Below are 19,152 nucleotides of genomic sequence, written 5' to 3' on the forward strand. Positions count from 1 at the left end.
TCCGACAAACGAAATACAGATCTAACAGGAATCAAAAATGATCAGTTCTTTATGGATCGCTAAAACCGGTCTTGATGCCCAGCAAACCAACATGGATGTGATTGCCAACAACCTGGCAAACGTCTCCACCAATGGTTTTAAGCGTCAACGCGCGGTGTTTGAAGACTTGCTTTACCAGACGATTCGCCAGCCTGGAGCGCAATCTTCTGAACAGACCACATTACCGTCCGGTTTGCAGATTGGTACGGGTGTGCGTCCGGTGGCTACCGAGCGCCTGCACAGCCAGGGCAACCTGTCGCAGACCAACAACAGCAAAGATGTGGCGATTAAAGGCCAGGGCTTTTTCCAGGTGCAATTGCCGGACGGCACCAGCGCCTATACACGCGATGGTTCTTTCCAGGTCGACCAGAACGGCCAGTTGGTCACCGCGGGCGGTTTCCAGGTTCAGCCAGCGATCACTATCCCTGCTAATGCACTCACCATTACCGTTGGACGTGACGGCATTGTCAGCGTGACGCAACAAGGGCAGGCACAGCCGGTTCAGGTGGGGCAGCTGAATTTGACCACCTTTATGAATGACACGGGTCTGGAAAGCCTGGGTGAAAACTTGTATGCCGAAACCCAGTCTTCCGGTACGCCAAACGAAAGCACACCTGGGCTGAATGGCGCAGGGCTTTTGTATCAGGGGTATGTTGAGACCTCTAACGTGAACGTGGCTGAAGAACTGGTGAATATGATCCAGGTTCAGCGCGCCTACGAAATCAACTCTAAAGCCGTTTCAACCACTGACCAGATGCTGCAAAAGCTGACGCAGTTGTAAGACGTTTGCCGGTGTGAGTGTTTCGCACCGGCTGTCGTTATCTGAATGACCTGAAGATGAAAGCAATGCAAAACCCAATGGTTCTTCGTCCTATCGTGATGTTTCTGGTGCTCTCCACAAGTGGCTGTGCACTGGTGCCAACTAAACCGCTGGTGGAAGGGGCAACATCGGCCCAACCTGTGCCTGGCCCTGCACCTGTGGTTAATGGCTCTATTTTCCAGACGGCGCAACCGCTGAATTATGGCTATCAACCGCTGTTTGAAGACCGCCGCCCACGTAACGTTGGCGATACGTTGACGATCCAGCTTCAGGAAAATGTCAGTGCCAGTAAGAGTTCGTCGGCGAATGCCAGCCGTGATGGCAAAACTAATTTTGGCTTTAACGTCACGCCGCGCTATCTCGAAGGTCTGTTCGGTAATAACCGCGCCGATGTGGATGTGGAAGGCGGCAACAGTTTCAACGGTAAAGGTGGGGCGAATGCCAGTAACACCTTTAGCGGAACCTTAACCGTGACGGTCGATCAGGTGCTGGCAAACGGCAACCTGCACGTCGTGGGTGAAAAACAGATAGCCATTAACCAGGGCACCGAATTTATTCGTTTCTCCGGTGTGGTCAATCCTCGCACCATCAGTGGCTCCAACACCGTGCCGTCCACACAAGTGGCGGATGCGCGCATCGAATATGTCGGAAACGGCTATATCAACGAAGCGCAGAACATGGGCTGGATGCAACGCTTCTTCCTTAATTTATCGCCGATGTAAGCGAGGGATTTATGACCAGATATTTATTCGGATTGCTGATGCTGGTGGCAACGCTAGCGCAGGCTGACCGTATCCGCGACCTGACCACGGTTCAGGGCGTGCGTGAAAACTCCCTGATTGGTTATGGCCTGGTGGTTGGCCTTGACGGAACGGGTGACCAGACCACACAAACGCCGTTCACCACGCAAACCATGAACAACATGCTTTCGCAGTTGGGGATTACCGTTCCTGCGGGCACCAATATGCAGCTCAAAAACGTGGCTGCGGTCATGGTGACGGCTAAGTACCCGGCGTTTGCTCGCTCGGGGCAAAATATTGATGTGGTGGTTTCTTCAATGGGTAACGCCAAAAGCTTGCGCGGCGGCACATTGCTGATGACGCCAATGAAAGGGGTCGACAACCAGGTTTATGCCCTGGCGCAAGGCAATATTCTGGTCGGTGGTGCGGGGGCTTCTGCGGGTGGCAGCAGCGTTCAGGTGAACCAACTGAATGGCGGGCGTATCACCAATGGCGCGATCATCGAACGTGAATTACCGGGAACGTTTGGTTCAGGCAATCTCATCAGCCTGCAACTGAACAATGATGATTTCACGCTGGCGCAGCAAATTACCGACACCATTAACCGTTCGCGTGGCTTTGGCAGCGCGTCGGCGATTGATGCTCGCACCATCCAGATTCGTGTCCCAACCGGCAACAGCTCGCAAGTGCGTTTGCTGGCCGATATTCAGAACCTGGAAGTGAACCTGCCAGCACAGGACGCCAAAGTGATTATCAACTCACGTACCGGTTCGGTGGTGATGAACCAGGAAGTGACACTGAATACTTGTGCGGTGGCGCAGGGCAACTTGTCGGTGACGGTCAACCGCCAGGCACAGGTGAGCCAGCCGGATACACCATTTGGTGGCGGTCAAACTGTTGTCACCCCGCAAACGCAAATCGACTTGCGCCAGAATGGCGGGGCGCTGCAACGGGTTAACGCCAGTGCCAACCTGAACACCGTGGTTCGTGCTTTGAACACGCTGGGCGCATCACCAATGGAGTTGATGTCGATTCTGCAATCTATGCAAACCGCGGGTTGTTTGCGGGCCAAAGTGGAAATTATCTGATGCTTAACGAGTCCCAATCACTGGCGAATGCGGCGTGGGATGCTAACTCTCTTAACGAGTTAAAAGCCAAAACAGGGCAAGATCCGAAAGGCAACATGAAGTCGGTTGCCCGCCAGGTGGAAGGGATGTTCGTGCAGATGATGCTGAAAAGCATGCGCGAGGCGCTGCCGAAAGATGGCTTGTTCAGCAGTGAGCAAACGCGGATGTACACCAGTATCTATGACCAGCAAATTGCCCAACAGCTCAGCGCAAAAGGCCTTGGGCTGGCGGACATGATGGTGGAGCAAATGGGCGGCAATGCTGACCCATCGGAAGAGGCTGGCAAAGTACCGATGAAGTTTGATATGCAGACGGTGACCAGCTTCCAGAACCAGACCATCACGCAAATGGTGCGTCAGGCCATCCCGAAAGCACCGTCTAACGAAGAACCGCTAACCGGTGATAGCAAAGACTTCCTGGCGCAGCTTTCGTTACCCGCACGCCTTGCCAGTGAACAGAGCGGCATTCCTCATCACTTGATTCTGGCGCAAGCGGCACTGGAGTCAGGCTGGGGGCAACGGCAAATTCTGACTGAAAAAGGTGAGCCGAGTTTTAACCTGTTTGGCGTCAAAGCCAGCAGTAGCTGGAAAGGGGAGGTGACTGAAATCACCACCACCGAATATGAAAACGGTGAAGCGAAAAAGGTAAAAGCCAAGTTCCGCGTGTATAGCTCTTATCTGGAGGCGCTTTCTGATTACGTCGGCTTGTTGACACGCAACCCGCGTTACGCCGCCGTGACTAATGCCAATACCGCAGAACAGGGCGCACAAGCGTTGCAAAATGCGGGGTACGCCACCGATCCGAACTATGCCCGTAAGCTGACGGGCATGATTCAGCAGATGAAAGCGATGGGTGAGAAAGTGGCGAAAGCGTATAGCAACGACCTGTCTAATCTCTTCTAAGTTCTCACTATTAAATACTCAAGTCCTGCCGGGAACTGCCGATACTTACTGACAGGAACCGTGATTAATGCGCTAAGGAAATTTCATGTCCAGTAGCCTGATTAACAGTGCCATGAGTGGCCTGGGTGCTGCCCAGGCGGCACTGAATACTGTCAGTAACAACATTTCTAATTACAACGTCACAGGCTATACCCGCCAGACTACCGTGTTATCTCAGTCGAAAAGTACGCTGGGTGCTGGAGGATGGATTGGCAACGGTGTGCAAGTCAGCGGTGTGCAACGTGAATATGATGCGTTCATCACTAACCAACTGCGCGCGGCACAGACGCAAAGCAGTGGTCTGAGTACTCAGTATCAGCAAATGTCGAAAATCGACAATATGCTGTCGGGTAGCACCAACACCCTCGCCACCACCATGCAAAGTTTCTTTACTGGCCTGCAAACGCTGGTCAGTAATTCTGAAGACCCGGCTGCTCGCCAGGCGTTGCTTGGCAATGCCAGCGGCCTGGTAAACCAGTTTAAGGTGACGGATCAGTATCTGCGCGACCAGGATAAGCAGGTGAATACTGCTATCCAGAGCAGCGTGGAACAAATCAATAATTACGCCAGCCAGATTGCGAATCTGAATAATCAGATTTCACGCCTTACCGGTGTGGGCGCGGGCGCATCACCAAACGATTTGCTCGATCAGCGCGACCAGTTGGTCAGCCAGCTTAACCAGATTGTCGGTGTTGAAGTCAGTGTGCAGGACGGTGGCTCGTATAACGTGTCGATCGCCAACGGTTTAACCCTGGTGCAAGGCGACAAAGCTAATCAACTGGCGGCTGTCGGCTCCAGTTCTGACCCGTCACGCATTACTGTGGCGTATGTTGACCCGGTTTCTGGCACCACTGAAATCCCTGAAAGCCAGCTGAAGAATGGTTCGCTGGGCGGCATGTTGACTTTCCGTTCTCAGGATTTGGACAGCGCGCGTAACCGCCTCGGGCAGTTAGCTTTAGCGTTCTCTGATGCGATTAATCAGCAGCACAGCGCGGGCATTGATGCCAATGGCGCGGTGGGGAAAGATTTCTTTGATTACGGCGGCCCGTCTGTTTTAAGCAACAGTAAAAATGCCTCTCAATCGACAGTACTGACTGCACAAGTCACTGACAGCAAAGCGGTTCAGGCCAGCGACTATAAAGCTGTGTTTAACGATCCTGACTGGGAAATCACTCGCTTGTCGGACAATAAGAAATTCACCGCAACCGAGGCCGTTGATGGCAGTGGCAACAAGAGTCTGAGTTTCGACGGCTTAAAAATCGACATTAGCGGTACGCCAGCGACCAAGAATGACAGTTTCGTTATTAAGCCGGTTTCAGATGTTGTGGTGAATATGAACGTCTTAATTAGCGACGAAAGTGAATTGGCATTAGCGGCCAATCCTTCGGGTGGCGATAGCGACAACCGTAATGCTCAGGCGCTGTTGGATTTGCAGAGCAGTAAAGTCGTCAACGGCAACAAATCGTTTAACGATGCGTATGCCAGCCTGGTGAGTGATGTGGGTAACAAAACCAGCACGCTGAAAGTCACCAGTACCACGCAAGATAATGTGGTCACGCAGTTGAGTAACCAACAGCAGTCCATCTCTGGTGTCAACCTTGACGAAGAGTACGGTAACTTGCAGCGTTTCCAACAGTATTACCTGGCGAATGCCCAGGTTCTTCAGACGGCATCAACTCTGTTTGATGCGTTACTGTCCATCCGTTAATTAAGGAATCTGGCGTATGCGTATCAGTACCGCAATGATGTACCAGCAAAACATGCGTGGCGTGACCAACGCACAAAGTGAGTGGCTGCGCTACGGCGAGCAAATGTCGACGGGTAAACGTGTCACTAAACCTTCTGATGACCCGATTGCCGCATCGCAAGCGGTGGTGTTGTCTCAGGCTCAGGCTCAAAACAGCCAGTACGCGCTGGCTCGTACTTTTGCGACACAGAAAGTGTCGCTGGAAGAGAACGTACTGGGGCAGGTGACCACGGCGATTCAGTCTGCGCAGGAGAAAATCGTTAACGCCGGTAACGGTACGTTAAGCGATGACGATCGTGCTTCACTGGCTACCGATCTGGAAGGTGTCCGCAATCAGATCCTCAACCTTGCCAACAGCACAGATGGCAACGGGCGTTTTATTTTTGCGGGCTATAAAACGGATTCTGCACCGTTTAGCGGTGGGGCAAACAGCATCGTTTATACGGGCGGTGGTACTGCTGTGACCCAGTCTGTTGATGCCGCACGCAGCATGACGATTGGCCACACGGGCACGCAAGTGTTCAACTCGCTGACCAGTAATGCGGTGCCGGAACCCGATGGCAGTGACTCGGAAACCAATCTGTTCAACATGCTTGATTCTGCGATTGCCACCCTGAGAAAACCCGCTGAAGGCCTGGATGATGCCGACAAAGATCTTTTAACCGCGGCTATCGATAAAACCAACCGTGGGCTGAAAAACTCCCTTAATAACGTTCTGACCGTGCGTGCAGAGCTAGGCACACAGCTTAATGAGCTGGATAAGCTTGATGATTTAGGTAATGACCGTGCGTTGGGACAGTCGCAGCAAATGAGTGATTTGGTGGATGTAGACTGGAACTCGGCGATATCTTCCTATGTGATGCAGCAGGCAGCACTTCAGGCGTCTTACAAAGCATTCAGTGATATGCAGGGGATGTCTTTGTTCCAGCTGAATAAATAGTAGCTTTACCGTTTGGGGCGTGCCATGAAACTGGGTGCGCTTTATGTGCCCACTTCATTACCCCGAAGTGGGCTTTTTTTTGCCTTATCCCACAAGACTCTCAGAAATAAAAAAGCCAGTCAGTTTCCTGACCGGCTTTTTCGCAACGCTTAGCGATTATTCAGCGCTTTGCGGGCGTGTAGCTGGAGCTGTTGCCTGGTGAGTTGCGCTGTTTCCACCAGCAGAACCGCGGCCACTGAACTCATATGTTGGGCGTACCCAATCGCTCTGGCGTGGTGCTTCCGGAGTATATTCCGGTGCCGGAGCTTTAGTCATCGGCGCGGCTGCATGTTTAGTCACATGAGCAACAACAGGCTGTGCAGCTTTCACTTCAGGAACCACAGTTTCTGCTACAACAGTTTTCTCAACTGGCGTCTCTTCAGCTTTGGTTTCTGCAACCGGAGTCTCTTCAGCTTTAGTCTCTGTCACTGCCGGCTTAACTTCTTCTACCGGAGCCTCTGGCGTAGTTTCTTCAACTACGACTGGAGCAACTTCAGCCACTTCTGCTGCCTGCTGTTGATGCGTTTCAACGGCAACGTCATCCTGAGCTGGCGTAACTTCGTCAATCACTTGTTCAGCAACAACGTCGTCTTCAGTGGCAATCAGATGTGGCTGCTCAGTGACCGAAGCCGCAATCACTTCTGGATGAGTGGTTTCAACGTGTGCCGGTTCAACCGCTACAGGTTGCGCTGCTGCCTGAACGACTGGCGGAACAATAACCACTTCTACAGGCTCTTGCTCGTGAGAAACAAAGACTGGAGCATGATCAACGTGATTCTCGTACTGCGAATCTTCCTGGGAACGGGCAACCGGGTAGCTGATCCAGGCTTTACCAGAAGCAAGTTCAGGAGAAGCACAAGCAACGATCAATGGCATCGGTGACTGCGTTGGGTAACGCTCATCACGATAACGACGGCGACGTTGACCACTGACACGCAAGTGACGTGGGGAACGGCGAGAGCGACGCGGCATACCGTTAGAATCGTTACGTGAATCGTTGTTGTCATCATGCTCAACAACAGGTTTCTCGATAACTGCTGGTAACGGAATCGTCGCCAGTTCGGTACGTGCAGCAGGTGCAGCGGTCACTTCGGCTACGTCTGGAGTTGTCACAGTTTCAGTTACGGAATCTGCTGCAGATTCGAAACGAATTTTCTGGCTCAATTGACGTTGCTTACGGCGAGGCATCACCTGGACGCGTTCTTCCTGCTCGGTATCAGCTTCAACTTCTACCGGTTCATCGCGCTGCAGAACTTTAACTTCCTGCTGTGCCTGGCGTTTGTCATCGCTACGACGACGGTTGCGTTCACGACGTGGCTGCTGCTCGTCGCGTGCTTTAGGCTTTTCAGCTTCTTCAGCAACGGCCGGGCGGTTTTCACGGACTTCAGCATTTTGCTGCTGACCCTGGCGGCGATTACGGCGGTTATCGTCGCGATCGCGGTTTTCGCGCGGCTCACGATTATCACGATTATCACGATTATCACGATTTTCGCTGCGATTTTCACCACGGCTTTCGCCACGGTTATCACGATCGCGGTTGTTGCGATCGCCACGATCGTTACGGTCACGACGGTTGTTCTGGCGACGGTTATTACGACGATCCTGACCCTGACGCTGGCCTTCAGTCTCAGCCGGTTTCGCTTCCTGAACTTCTTTGCTTTCAGTAGTCGCTTCGCCTGCGAACAGGTTTTTCAGCGCACCGAAGAAGCGGCTAATCAAGCCAGGTTGCTCAGCTGTTGCCGTTTTCGCGACCGCAGGTTTAGCAGCAGGAGCTGGTGTGGCTACCGGTGCAGATTCTGGCGGTGCTGGCGGCACGTCTGGCATCACGAAGGTCGCGAGCGCAGGTTGCTCTGGGCGTTTACGCTCGGCGTACTCTTCATCAGAAGGCATCGCCATCTCTTCTTCATGCAGCTTAGGCAGCATGTAGCTCAGCGTTTTAGTTTCTTCGCCTTTGCGCACGCGCAGTACGGAGTAGTGTGGTGTTTCCATCTGATCGTTAGGAACGATGATGGCTTTCACGCCGCCCTGACGGGTTTCAATCGCGCTAACTGCATCACGTTTTTCGTTCAGCAGGTAAGACGCAATCGGCACCGGAACAATCGCATGAACTTCCTGGGTATTCTCTTTCAGCGCTTCTTCTTCAATCAGACGCAGAATGGAGAGTGCCATGGATTCGTTGTCACGCACCGTACCTGTGCCGCTACAACGCGGGCAGACGTGGTGGCTGGACTCGCCCAAAGAAGGGGAGAGACGCTGACGAGACATTTCCAGCAGGCCAAAGCGAGAGATATGGCTAATTTGGATACGAGCTCTGTCCTGACGGACAGCTTCACGCAGACGGTTTTCTACCGCACGCTGGTGGCGCACAGGCGTCATGTCGATGAAGTCGATAACAATCAAACCACCGAGGTCACGAAGACGCAGTTGGCGCGCGATTTCATCAGCCGCTTCAAGGTTGGTATTGAACGCCGTTTCTTCGATGTCACCACCGCGAGTTGCGCGCGCGGAGTTGATGTCGATGGCGGTTAACGCTTCAGTGGAGTCGATAACAATCGAACCACCGGATGGCAGACGAACTTCGCGCTGGAAAGCGGATTCAATCTGCGACTCAATTTGGTAGTGGCTAAACAGCGGGATTTCACCGGTGTAGAGCTTAATTTTGCTGCTGAAATCAGGGCGACCCAGAGCACCGATATGCTGGCGAGCCAGTTCGAGTACTTTCGGGTTATCGATAAGAATTTCACCGATGTCCTGACGCAGGTAATCGCGGAAAGCACGTACAATAACGTTGCTTTCCTGATGGATAAGGAATGGAGCAGGGCGATTTTCTGCCGCTTTTTGAATCGCTTCCCAGTGCTTCAGACGGAAGCTTAAATCCCATTGCAGTGCTTCAGCGGATTTACCCACGCCAGCAGTACGTACAATCAGACCCATGCCATCTGGTAGTTCCAGAGAGGAAAGGGCTTCTTTCAATTCAGTACGATCGTCACCTTCGATGCGGCGGGAAATACCACCAGCACGTGGGTTATTTGGCATCAGTACTAAATAACTTCCTGCCAGACTAATAAAGGTGGTTAAGGCTGCGCCTTTATTACCACGTTCTTCTTTATCAATCTGGACAATCACTTCCTGGCCTTCACGCAGAACATCTTTAATGTTCGGACGACCATGTGATGAATAATTAGACGGGAAGTATTCGCGGGCAATTTCTTTAAGAGGAAGGAAACCATGACGTTCCGCGCCGTAATCTACAAATGCCGCTTCCAGACTTGGTTCAATACGGGTGATTTTGCCTTTATAGATGTTGGCTTTTTTCTGTTCGTGTCCAGGACTTTCAATATCCAGATCGTACAGACGTTGCCCATCTACAAGGGCGACACGCAACTCTTCTTGCTGAGTCGCGTTTATTAGCATTCTTTTCATCGTAACTTACTCATTATTCTTACATTGGTGACAAAGCTACGGGCATGGTGACGCTGACCGGGAGTGAACCGATGGCCTCGTGACTAAACGCTAAGTCGCCAACCTCACGGTTGTCGCTTGCTGAGAGGCGCAAAGTGTCGGTAGCCTGTATTTCATACGGAAATACAGCGCAATTATCGTGGGAATAACCTTAGAATATATCTTAAGAGTTGATTCCAATTTACCGGTCAGGCTGCAACCCGCAGCCCGCTAACTGCCTGAAGGTACAATACGTCTTACGCCATTGCTGCGTGGATGGACGTTCAGGCAAAACTGGTAATTCCGCAAAATTCCTTGTTCTAACAAGTATCAACACGGAAAACCGCAACATTATTCCATTGCTAACCTTATTATAGCAAGATGACTTTTGCCTTTGATGCCTCGTTTCTTACAGTTTTTTAACTCACTTTTTCGCTGCATGTCGCAGAAATCTGAAAAAGGGCAGTCAGGCGACTTAAAACCAGGCAGATTCTCAGTTAAGCACATAAAAATGAGTGGCGCTATGCGCGCACGCTATTTAGAATCGCCGACCATGAAAACTCCGACACCTTCAGTACAAATCGTTGCCATTTCTTCTGATGAAGCTGGGCAGCGTATCGATAACTTTTTGCTCTCCCGCCTGAAGGGCGTGCCGAAAAGTATGATTTATCGCATTTTGCGTAAAGGCGAAGTGCGCGTGAATAAAAAACGCATTAAGCCTGAATATAAAATCCAGGATGGCGACGAAATTCGTATTCCGCCGGTTCGCGTCGCCGAACGTGAAGAACAAGCCGTATCGCCACATCTACAAAAAGTCGCCGCGCTGACGGATGCGATTATTTATGAAGATGATCACATCCTGGTATTGAATAAACCTTCAGGTACTGCGGTTCACGGTGGCAGTGGCTTGAGCTTTGGTGTGATTGAAGGCTTGCGTGCGTTGCGCCCGGAAGCGCGTTTCCTTGAACTTGTGCATCGTCTTGACCGTGATACATCGGGCATTTTGCTGGTGGCGAAGAAACGCTCCGCCCTGCGTTCACTGCACGAGCAGTTGCGTGAAAAGGGTATGCAGAAGGATTACCTGGCGCTGGTACGTGGCCAATGGCAGTCGCATGTCAAAGCGGTGCAGGCTCCGTTGCTAAAAAATATTTTGCAGAGCGGTGAGCGTATTGTACGCGTCAACAGTGAAGGCAAACCGTCAGAAACACGTTTTAAAGTGGAAGAGCGTTATGCTTTCGCCACATTAGTACGTTGCAGCCCAATCACCGGGCGAACCCATCAGATTCGCGTGCACACGCTGCATGCCGGGCACCCCATTGCGTTCGATGATCGCTATGGCGATCGCGAATTTGATAAGCAACTCGCAGGCACTGGCCTGAATCGTTTGTTCTTGCATGCCGCAGCATTGCGTTTCACCCATCCCAATACCGGTGAAGTTATGCGTGTTGAAGCGCCGCTGGATGAGCAATTGAAACGCTGTCTTACGGTGTTACGCAACGCGGGCTAACCGTTTAGAGTGGAGGCGCGAAGGTGTCTCCACTCTAAGTCAGCTATATGAGTAAAGGGTTACATCCCTCGTTGTTGAGCATCTCGCACAAGCTAATTAACGGCAGCCCAACCAGGGTGTTCGGATCCTTACCGGACAGTCTGTCGAATAATGTGATCCCCAAACCTTCACTCTTAAAACTTCCAGCGCACTGTAACGGCTGTTCTTTTCGCACGTAATTGCGGATTTCTTGTTCACTCAGATGACGAAAATGAACATCAAAAGGTTCGCAAATCACCTGTAAATTTCCGGATGCTGAATTATAAAGCGCCAACCCGGTATAAAAAGTGACAATACTGTTGCGGGCAGTCAGCAATTGTTCCACTGCTTTTTCTTCGGTGTGCGGCTTTCCGACGATTTTTCCCTCTAAAACGCAGACCTGATCTGAACCGATAATCAGATGATTTGGATATTCCTTGCTCAACGCCTGTGCTTTTGCTTGCGCCAGTCGCACGACCAGCTGGCGGGCATTCTCACCGGGAATCGGCGTTTCATCGACCTGTGGAGACGCGGTAGTAAAGGGGATACCGAGCTTTTCTAGTAGCTCTCGACGGTATGGCGAAGTTGAAGCCAGAACAATTTGCGTCATATTTTTTTCATTAATGATAGCGATCCGAGAAAAGGCATTTTAAACTATGCCACCGCAATGTGTGCGAATAAGTAGAAAAGGCGCTGTTTACAGGCTTTTTCTTTGACTCTATGACGTTACAAAGTTAATATGCGCGCCCTATGCAAAAAGTAAAATTACCCCTGACTCTCGATCCGGTTCGTACGGCTCAAAAACGCCTTGATTACACGGGTGTTTACACCCCTATTCAGGTTGAGCGTGTCGCCGAATTTGTAGTCAGTGTAGACAGTGATGTGGAATGCGATATGTCATTTGCCATCGATAACCAACGCCTCGCGGTTCTTACCGGTGATGCGAAGGTTTCGGTAACATTGGCATGTCAGCGTTGCGGAAAGCCGTTTGCCCATCAGGTCTACACACAGTATTGTTTTAGCCCGATCGTCAAAGACGAGCAGGCTGAAGCACTCCCGGAAGGATATGAACCAGTTCAGGTCAACGAATTTGGTGAAATCGATCTTCTGGCGTTGGTTGAAGATGAAATTATCCTCTCCTTGCCAGTTGTTCCGGTGCATGATTCTGAACACTGTGAAGTGTCCGAGGCGGACATGGTATTTGGCAAACTGCCTTCCGAGGCGGAGAAACCAAACCCATTTGCCGTATTAGCCAGTTTAAAGCATAAGTAATTGAGGAGTAAGGTCCATGGCCGTACAACAGAATAAACCAACCCGTTCTAAACGTGGCATGCGTCGTTCCCATGACGCGCTGACCACAGCAGCAGTGTCCGTGGACAAAGTTTCTGGCGAAACTCATCTGCGTCACCACATCACCGCCGACGGTTTCTACCGCGGTCGCAAGGTTATCGCTAAGTAATTGGCGATACCTTGAGACGTCTAACCCTTGCGTTAGATGCCATGGGTGGGGACTTCGGTCCTTCCGTGACAGTGCCTGCAGCTTTGCAGGCACTGGACTCTAACTCTCAGCTAAACCTTCTATTAGTCGGCGACCCCGACGCCATCACGCCATTACTTGCCAAAGCTGATTTTGAAAAACGTTCACGAGCGCAGATAGTTCCTGCGGAATCGGTTATTGCCAGTGATGCAAGAGTTTCGCAAGCGATTCGTAACAGTCGCGGAACCTCAATGCGAGTGGCGCTTGAGTTAGTAAAAGAAGGGCGAGCGGAGGCTTGTGTCAGTGCAGGAAATACTGGTGCGCTGATGGGCCTGGCTAAATTATTGCTCAAACCGATTGAAGGGATTGAGCGCCCAGCGTTGATGACGGTTTTACCGCATCAACAAAAGGGTAAAACTGTCGTGCTGGATCTCGGTGCGAACGTTGATTGTGACAGTAATATGTTGGTGCAATTCGCGATAATGGGTTCTGTGATGGCTGAAGAAGTACTCGGCATCAACTCCCCGCGAGTCGCTTTGCTGAACATCGGCGAAGAGGAGACTAAAGGTCTCGATAGTATTCGTGATGCCTCAGCTTTATTAAAAACAATGCCTTCTATCAACTATATTGGCTATCTTGAAGCGAACGAGCTGTTGACGGGAAAAACCGATGTGCTGGTGTGTGATGGCTTTGTCGGTAACGTCACCCTCAAGACGATGGAAGGGGTTGCCAGAATGTTCCTTTCGCTTTTGAAATCTCAAGGTGAAGGGAAAAAAAGGTCGTGGTGGCTAATTATATTGAAGCATTGGTTACAAAAGAGCCTGACCAGGCGATTCAGTCACCTCAACCCCGACCAGTATAATGGCGCCTGTCTGTTAGGATTGCGCGGCACAGTGATTAAGAGTCACGGAGCGGCCAATCAGCGAGCGTTTGTTGTCGCTATTGAACAGGCAGTGCAGGCGGTGGTGCGGCAAGTCCCTACACGGATTGCTGCCCGCCTGGAATCTGTATTACCCAAGAGTGACTGACGTACATGTATACGAAGATTATTGGTACGGGCAGCTATTTGCCCGAACACGTGCGTACCAACGCCGACCTGGAAAAAATGGTGGATACTTCTGACGAGTGGATTGTCACCCGTACAGGTATTCGTGAACGTCGAATTGCTGGGCCAGATGAAACCGTTGCAACAATGGCTTTTGCTGCGGCTACGCGTGCGCTTGAAATGGCAGAAATCGATAAGTCTGAAATTGGGCTGATTATCGTTGCCACAACTTCTTCAACGCACGCTTTCCCAAGTGCTGCCTGCCAGGTGCAGGCAATGTTAGGGATTAAAGGCTGCCCTGCATTTGATGTTGCAGCCGCTTGCGCAGGTTTTACCTACGCCCTGAGCGTGGCAGACCTATATGTGAAGTCTGGTGCAGTAAAACATGCGCTGGTTATTGGTTCTGATGTGCTGGCTCGTACTTGCGATCCTACCGATCGTGGCACAATTATTATTTTTGGTGATGGTGCAGGGGCGGTTGTACTGAGTGCTTCTGAAGAGCCTGGTATCATTTCAACCCACCTGCATGCTGACGGTCGCTATGGTGAACTGCTGATGCTACCGAATGTCGATCGCGTGAATCCTGAAAATTCGATTCACCTGTCGATGGCCGGCAATGAAGTCTTTAAAGTCGCGGTTACAGAGCTTGCACACATTGTTGATGAGACCCTTGAGGCGAATAATCTGGATCGTTCGGATCTCGATTGGTTGGTGCCGCATCAGGCTAACTTACGCATTATCAGTGCCACGGCCAAGAAACTTGGCATGTCATTAGATAATGTGGTTGTGACTCTTGATCGCCACGGCAACACCTCTGCGGCCTCTGTACCGGCAGCGTTTGACGAAGCTGTTCGTGATGGTCGAATTCAACGTGGCCAACTGGTATTGCTCGAAGCCTTCGGTGGCGGCTTTACCTGGGGTTCAGCACTGGTTCGTTTTTGATTATTAGGGATTTAACCATGACTCAATTTGCTTTTGTTTTCCCAGGCCAGGGTTCGCAAGCACCAGGTATGCTGGCAGAAATCGCAGCAGCAAACCCTGTTGTAGAAGCGACCTTCCGTGAAGCTTCTGCTGCTCTGGGCTATGATTTGTGGGCATTGACCCAACAAGGTCCTGCGGAAGAGTTGAACAAAACCTGGCAGACTCAACCTGCTTTGCTTACCGCATCTGTTGCTTTATGGCGTGTCTGGCAGCAGCAAGGTGGCAAAACGCCTGTTATGATGGCAGGCCACAGTCTGGGCGAATATTCTGCTCTGGTTTGTGCTGGTGTGATTGATTTTGCTGACGCGGTGCGTCTGGTTGAATTACGTGGCAAATTGATGCAGGAAGCGGTTCCTGCTGGCACAGGTGCAATGTATGCCATCATCGGTCTTGATGATGCATCAATTGCCAAAGCTTGTGAAGAAGCGGCTCAAGGCGAAGTAGTCTCTCCGGTGAACTATAACTCACCAGGCCAGGTCGTGATCGCGGGTAATAAAGACGCAGTTGAGCGTGCAGGTGCAGCTTGTAAAGCCGCCGGTGCAAAACGTGCACTGCCATTGCCTGTCAGTGTGCCTTCTCACTGTGCGCTGATGAAACCAGCGGCAGATAAACTGGCAGTCGCGCTGGAAAATATTACTTTCAATGCGCCAACTGTTCCGGTTGTGAACAATGTGGACGTGAAGTGCGAAACATCACCAGAAGCTATTCGTAGCGCGCTGGTGCGCCAATTGTACAGCCCAGTACAATGGACTAAATCAGTTGAATTTATGGCAGCACAGGGTGTGACCCAGTTGCTGGAAGTAGGGCCTGGTAAAGTATTGACTGGCCTGACAAAGCGTATTGTTGACACACTGACAGCATCGGCGATTAACGAGCCGGTAGCTCTGTCAGCGGCGCTCGAGCAATAAGACGAGGATGACCATGAGTTTTGAAGGAAAAATTGCGCTGGTAACCGGTGCAAGCCGCGGTATTGGCCGCGCAATCGCGGAAACCCTAGTGGCCCGTGGTGCGAAAGTTATCGGTACTGCGACCAGCGAAAGCGGTGCGCAGGCGATCAGTGATTATCTGGGCGATAACGGCAAAGGCTATATGCTGAATGTGACCGATCCTGCTTCGATTGAAGCTGTTTTAGGAAATATTCGCGCAGAATTTGGTGAAGTTGACATTCTGGTCAATAATGCCGGTATCACTCGTGATAATCTGTTAATGCGCATGAAAGATGACGAATGGAACGATATCATCGAAACCAATCTGTCATCAGTTTTCCGTCTGTCAAAAGCGGTAATGCGCGCTATGATGAAAAAGCGTCATGGTCGTATTATCACTATTGGTTCCGTGGTTGGTACCATGGGAAATGCTGGTCAGGCAAACTACGCTGCGGCGAAAGCGGGTCTGATTGGTTTCAGTAAATCACTGGCACGTGAAGTTGCGTCTCGTGGTATTACTGTAAACGTTGTTGCTCCGGGCTTTATTGAAACGGACATGACGCGTGCGCTTTCTGAAGAACAGCGTGCGGGTATACTGGCGGAAGTTCCAGCGGGTCGTTTAGGCGACGCAAAAGAAATCGCCAGTGCTGTTGCATTTTTAGCCTCTGACGAGGCGGGTTACATCTCTGGTGAAACCCTGCACGTCAATGGCGGAATGTATATGGTTTAACCACGATACAAAATATTTGCGTTATTTGGGCGAATGCCCGCAAAATAGCGTAAAATCGTGGTATGACCTGCCGGGATTTAGTTGCATCTTTTTCAACATTTTATACACTACGAAAACCATCGCGAAAGCGAGTTTTGATAGGAAATTTAAGAGTATGAGCACTATCGAAGAACGCGTTAAGAAAATTATTGGCGAACAACTGGGCGTTAAGCAGGAAGAAGTTATCAACTCCGCTTCCTTCGTAGAGGACCTGGGCGCTGATTCTCTTGACACCGTTGAGCTGGTAATGGCTCTGGAAGAAGAGTTTGATACTGAGATTCCGGACGAAGAAGCTGAGAAAATCACCACTGTTCAGGCTGCCATTGATTACATCAACGGTCACCAGGCGTAAGTGAACATCTCCAGGCGGTCATTCGACCGCCTGAGTTTTATCTAATTGTCCCACTAGTATTATTTTTTCCCTCCCTGGAGGACAAACGTGTCTAAGCGTCGTGTAGTTGTGACCGGACTGGGCATGTTGTCTCCTGTCGGCAATACCGTAGAGTCTAGCTGGAAAGCTCTCCTTGCCGGTCAGAGTGGCATCAGCCTAATCGACCATTTCGATACTACCGCCTATGCAACGAAATTTGCTGGCTTAGTAAAGGATTTTAACTGTGACGACATCATTTCGCGCAAAGAACAGCGCAAAATGGATGCCTTCATTCAATATGGAATTGTTGCTGGCCACCAGGCCATGCTGGATTCTGGTCTGGAAGTAACAGAAGAGAATGCAATCCGTATCGGTGCCGCAATTGGTTCTGGTATTGGTGGTCTGGGTCTTATCGAAGAGAACCACTCCTCGTTGGTCAACGGTGGTCCACGTAAGATCAGCCCATTCTTTGTACCATCCACTATTGTGAATATGGTAGCAGGTCATTTGACCATTATGTTTGGCCTGCGCGGCCCAAGCATTTCCATTGCTACAGCTTGTACTTCTGGTGTGCATAACATCGGTCAGGCAGCACGTATGATCGCCTACGGCGATGCAGACGCTATGCTGGCAGGTGGCGCAGAGAAGGCGAGTACTCCGCTGGGCGTGGGTGGCTTTGGTGCGGCACGTGCACTTTCTACCCGTAACGAAAACCCACAAGCGGCAAGCCGTCCGTGGGATAAAGACCGTGATGGTTTTGTACTGGGTGATGGCGCAGGCATGATGGTACTCGAAGAGTACGAACATGCTAAGAAACGTGGCGCGAAAATCTATGCAGAAGTCGTTGGTTTTGGTATGAGCAGCGATGCTTATCACATGACTTCTCCGCCGGAGTCAGGTGCAGGTGCTGCACTGGCGATGGAAAATGCTCTGCGTGATGCAGGCATTACCCCTGGTATGGTGAGCTATGTGAATGCGCATGGCACTTCAACGCCAGCTGGCGATAAAGCTGAAACACAAGCGGTTAAGACTATTTTTGGTGAAGATGCCAGGCGTGTTCTGGTGAGCTCAACTAAGTCTATGACCGGTCACCTGTTAGGTGCTGCAGGGGCTGTAGAGTCAATCTACTCCGTCCTCGCACTGCGCGATCAGGCGATTCCACCAACAATTAACCTTGATAACCCTGACGAAGGTTGCGATTTGGACTTTGTTCCTCATGTTGCTCGCCAGGTGAAAGGAATGGAATACACTCTGTGTAATTCATTCGGGTTTGGTGGTACCAACGGCTCATTGATCTTTAAAAAGATCTAAGTCGTTACTTATAAAGGGCTCGCTTGCGGGCCCTTTATACATCTGAAATGTCCCCTCTTGCTGCAAACCCTTCGCACTGGCACTCTTAACTCACAGAACATTGAGGAGTTGTAATGTATTTAATCAATGGTGAGTTAACGGAAAATCTGGCGGCGAACGATCGCGCTGTGCAGTTCGGTGATGGCTGCTTCACCACGGCGCGTGCTTGCAACGGCAGCATTCGTTTTTTAGAACAACACCTCGCTCGATTGCAGCAAGCCTGTGAAAAACTCCTGATTCCATTTGTCGATTGGTCACTGCTGGAAAATGAAATGCAGCAAATGGCGGCGGTTGAACAACAAGCCGTGTTGAAGGTGATCATAACCAGAGGCAGCGGTGGGCGTGGTTATAGCGCCGCAAATTGCGTGCAGCCGACTCGCTTATTGTCGGTTTCTGCTTACCCTGCTTTTTATCCTCAGTGGCGCGCACACGGTATCTCCCTGGCGCTTAGCCCAATTCGGATGGGTATCAACCCACATCTCGCCGGAATTAAACACCTGAATCGGCTCGAACAAGTGATGATTCGTACGCATCTTGAACAGATGCCAGCCCAGGAGGCGCTGGTTCTTGACAGCGATGGGTGGCTTACGGAATGCTGTGCCGCTAATTTATTCTGGCGTAAAGGAACACAGGTATTTACGCCGTATGTAGATAAATCTGGTGTGAACGGCACCATGCGTCAGCATATTATCGCCTGTCTGGCTGAATCATCATGGCAGGTGACTGAAGTGCGCGAAAGATTAGACAGCCTGGCGACGGCTGATGAAGTGCTAATTTGCAACGCATTGATGCCGATTATCCCTGTGAACCAGGCTGAATCCTGGCGATATAAATCGCATGAGCTTTATCAATTTTTAGCACCACTTTGTGAGTAA

At 50.9% G+C, this 19,152-nt stretch carries 18 protein-coding genes; 16 read left to right on the forward strand and 2 right to left on the reverse strand.

Features of this window, described 5'->3' with window-relative positions; genetic code table 11:
- The first annotated feature begins 37 nt into the window (after positions 1–37).
- The 6 genes from flgG (at position 38) to flgL (ending at position 6,354) form a co-directional block, all read left to right on the forward strand.
- Positions 38–820, forward strand: coding sequence for a flagellar basal-body rod protein FlgG (flgG, locus tag MES37_RS07170; protein WP_064517889.1), 783 nt, complete (start codon positions 38–40; stop codon positions 818–820).
- Between the two features lie 65 nt (positions 821–885).
- Positions 886–1,581, forward strand: a complete 696-nt coding sequence (locus MES37_RS07175) for a flagellar basal body L-ring protein FlgH (RefSeq protein ID WP_121815654.1) — start codon at positions 886–888, stop codon at positions 1,579–1,581.
- 11 nt (positions 1,582–1,592) lie between these two features.
- The gene (locus tag MES37_RS07180) at positions 1,593–2,687 is read left to right on the forward strand and encodes a flagellar basal body P-ring protein FlgI (RefSeq protein ID WP_064547836.1); all 1,095 of its coding nucleotides are present in this window, start codon (positions 1,593–1,595) and stop codon (positions 2,685–2,687) included.
- Positions 2,687–3,628 (forward strand): flagellar assembly peptidoglycan hydrolase FlgJ, encoded by a 942-nt coding sequence (gene flgJ, locus MES37_RS07185; RefSeq protein WP_064547834.1) that lies wholly within the window; start codon positions 2,687–2,689, stop codon positions 3,626–3,628. The genes MES37_RS07180 and flgJ overlap by 1 nt, the downstream gene beginning before the upstream one ends.
- A gap of 85 nt (positions 3,629–3,713) precedes the next feature.
- Entirely contained in the window at positions 3,714–5,375 is a 1,662-nt protein-coding gene (gene flgK / locus MES37_RS07190; RefSeq protein WP_064547832.1) for a flagellar hook-associated protein FlgK, read from the forward strand.
- 16 nt (positions 5,376–5,391) lie between these two features.
- Positions 5,392–6,354, forward strand: a complete 963-nt coding sequence (flgL, locus tag MES37_RS07195; RefSeq protein ID WP_064547830.1) for a flagellar hook-associated protein FlgL — start codon at positions 5,392–5,394, stop codon at positions 6,352–6,354.
- Between the two features lie 156 nt (positions 6,355–6,510).
- Here flgL and rne read toward each other — a convergent pair whose 3' ends face one another.
- Complete coding sequence (gene rne, locus MES37_RS07200) at positions 6,511–9,816, reverse strand: ribonuclease E (protein ID WP_237930788.1); 3,306 nt, start codon at positions 9,814–9,816, stop codon at positions 6,511–6,513.
- Between the two features lie 571 nt (positions 9,817–10,387).
- Here rne and rluC point away from each other — a divergent pair.
- Entirely contained in the window at positions 10,388–11,341 is a 954-nt protein-coding gene (gene rluC / locus MES37_RS07205; RefSeq protein WP_167558332.1) for a 23S rRNA pseudouridine(955/2504/2580) synthase RluC, read from the forward strand.
- A 43-nt stretch (positions 11,342–11,384) separates the two neighbouring features.
- On the opposite strand, the gene MES37_RS07210 is transcribed toward rluC, so the two are convergent.
- Positions 11,385–11,969: a Maf family protein gene (locus MES37_RS07210; RefSeq protein WP_121813862.1), complete on the reverse strand. Its 585-nt coding sequence runs from the start codon at positions 11,967–11,969 to the stop codon at positions 11,385–11,387.
- A gap of 140 nt (positions 11,970–12,109) precedes the next feature.
- Here MES37_RS07210 and yceD point away from each other — a divergent pair, with 140 nt between their 5' ends.
- The 9 genes from yceD (at position 12,110) to pabC (ending at position 19,152) form a co-directional block, all read left to right on the forward strand.
- On the forward strand, positions 12,110–12,631 hold the full coding sequence (yceD, locus tag MES37_RS07215; protein ID WP_034456169.1) for a 23S rRNA accumulation protein YceD: 522 nt from the start codon (positions 12,110–12,112) through the stop codon (positions 12,629–12,631).
- A gap of 16 nt (positions 12,632–12,647) precedes the next feature.
- A complete protein-coding gene (gene rpmF, locus MES37_RS07220; protein WP_034456167.1) occupies positions 12,648–12,818 on the forward strand; it encodes a 50S ribosomal protein L32 in 171 nt (56 codons plus the stop codon).
- Between the two features lie 11 nt (positions 12,819–12,829).
- Positions 12,830–13,864, forward strand: coding sequence for a phosphate acyltransferase PlsX (gene plsX / locus MES37_RS07225; protein WP_133522663.1), 1,035 nt, complete (start codon positions 12,830–12,832; stop codon positions 13,862–13,864).
- 5 nt (positions 13,865–13,869) lie between these two features.
- Positions 13,870–14,823, forward strand: a complete 954-nt coding sequence (locus tag MES37_RS07230) for a beta-ketoacyl-ACP synthase III (RefSeq protein ID WP_064547819.1) — start codon at positions 13,870–13,872, stop codon at positions 14,821–14,823.
- 17 nt (positions 14,824–14,840) lie between these two features.
- Entirely contained in the window at positions 14,841–15,770 is a 930-nt protein-coding gene (gene fabD / locus MES37_RS07235; protein WP_064547817.1) for an ACP S-malonyltransferase, read from the forward strand.
- A 13-nt stretch (positions 15,771–15,783) separates the two neighbouring features.
- On the forward strand, positions 15,784–16,518 hold the full coding sequence (gene fabG, locus MES37_RS07240; RefSeq protein WP_064547814.1) for a 3-oxoacyl-ACP reductase FabG: 735 nt from the start codon (positions 15,784–15,786) through the stop codon (positions 16,516–16,518).
- Between the two features lie 154 nt (positions 16,519–16,672).
- Positions 16,673–16,909 (forward strand): acyl carrier protein, encoded by a 237-nt coding sequence (acpP, locus tag MES37_RS07245; RefSeq protein WP_034456161.1) that lies wholly within the window; start codon positions 16,673–16,675, stop codon positions 16,907–16,909.
- 87 nt (positions 16,910–16,996) lie between these two features.
- Positions 16,997–18,238 (forward strand): beta-ketoacyl-ACP synthase II, encoded by a 1,242-nt coding sequence (gene fabF, locus MES37_RS07250; RefSeq protein WP_237930790.1) that lies wholly within the window; start codon positions 16,997–16,999, stop codon positions 18,236–18,238.
- A gap of 113 nt (positions 18,239–18,351) precedes the next feature.
- On the forward strand, positions 18,352–19,152 hold the full coding sequence (pabC, locus tag MES37_RS07255; RefSeq protein WP_064547810.1) for an aminodeoxychorismate lyase: 801 nt from the start codon (positions 18,352–18,354) through the stop codon (positions 19,150–19,152).

Origin of the sequence: Buttiauxella sp. S19-1, assembly GCF_022134725.1 — a bacterium.
Taxonomy (GTDB): Bacteria; Pseudomonadota; Gammaproteobacteria; order Enterobacterales; family Enterobacteriaceae; genus Buttiauxella; species Buttiauxella ferragutiae.

Bases quoted from the DNA above. Each gene is read 5' to 3' on its own strand.
- MES37_RS07180 (WP_064547836.1), top strand. From the start codon at position 1,593: ATGACCAGATATTTATTCGGATTGCTGATGCTGGTGGCAACGCTAGCG.
- flgL (WP_064547830.1), top strand. From the start codon at position 5,392: ATGCGTATCAGTACCGCAATGATGTACCAGCAAAACATGCGTGGCGTG.
- flgK (WP_064547832.1), top strand. From the start codon at position 3,714: ATGTCCAGTAGCCTGATTAACAGTGCCATGAGTGGCCTGGGTGCTGCC.
- flgJ (WP_064547834.1), top strand. From the start codon at position 2,687: ATGCTTAACGAGTCCCAATCACTGGCGAATGCGGCGTGGGATGCTAAC.
- MES37_RS07230 (WP_064547819.1), top strand. From the start codon at position 13,870: ATGTATACGAAGATTATTGGTACGGGCAGCTATTTGCCCGAACACGTG.
- yceD (WP_034456169.1), top strand. From the start codon at position 12,110: ATGCAAAAAGTAAAATTACCCCTGACTCTCGATCCGGTTCGTACGGCT.
- rluC (WP_167558332.1), top strand. From the start codon at position 10,388: ATGAAAACTCCGACACCTTCAGTACAAATCGTTGCCATTTCTTCTGAT.
- MES37_RS07210 (WP_121813862.1), bottom strand. From the start codon at position 11,969: ATGACGCAAATTGTTCTGGCTTCAACTTCGCCATACCGTCGAGAGCTA.
- fabD (WP_064547817.1), top strand. From the start codon at position 14,841: ATGACTCAATTTGCTTTTGTTTTCCCAGGCCAGGGTTCGCAAGCACCA.
- fabG (WP_064547814.1), top strand. From the start codon at position 15,784: ATGAGTTTTGAAGGAAAAATTGCGCTGGTAACCGGTGCAAGCCGCGGT.
- acpP (WP_034456161.1), top strand. From the start codon at position 16,673: ATGAGCACTATCGAAGAACGCGTTAAGAAAATTATTGGCGAACAACTG.
- pabC (WP_064547810.1), top strand. From the start codon at position 18,352: ATGTATTTAATCAATGGTGAGTTAACGGAAAATCTGGCGGCGAACGAT.
- rne (WP_237930788.1), bottom strand. From the start codon at position 9,816: ATGAAAAGAATGCTAATAAACGCGACTCAGCAAGAAGAGTTGCGTGTC.
- rpmF (WP_034456167.1), top strand. From the start codon at position 12,648: ATGGCCGTACAACAGAATAAACCAACCCGTTCTAAACGTGGCATGCGT.
- MES37_RS07175 (WP_121815654.1), top strand. From the start codon at position 886: ATGCAAAACCCAATGGTTCTTCGTCCTATCGTGATGTTTCTGGTGCTC.
- flgG (WP_064517889.1), top strand. From the start codon at position 38: ATGATCAGTTCTTTATGGATCGCTAAAACCGGTCTTGATGCCCAGCAA.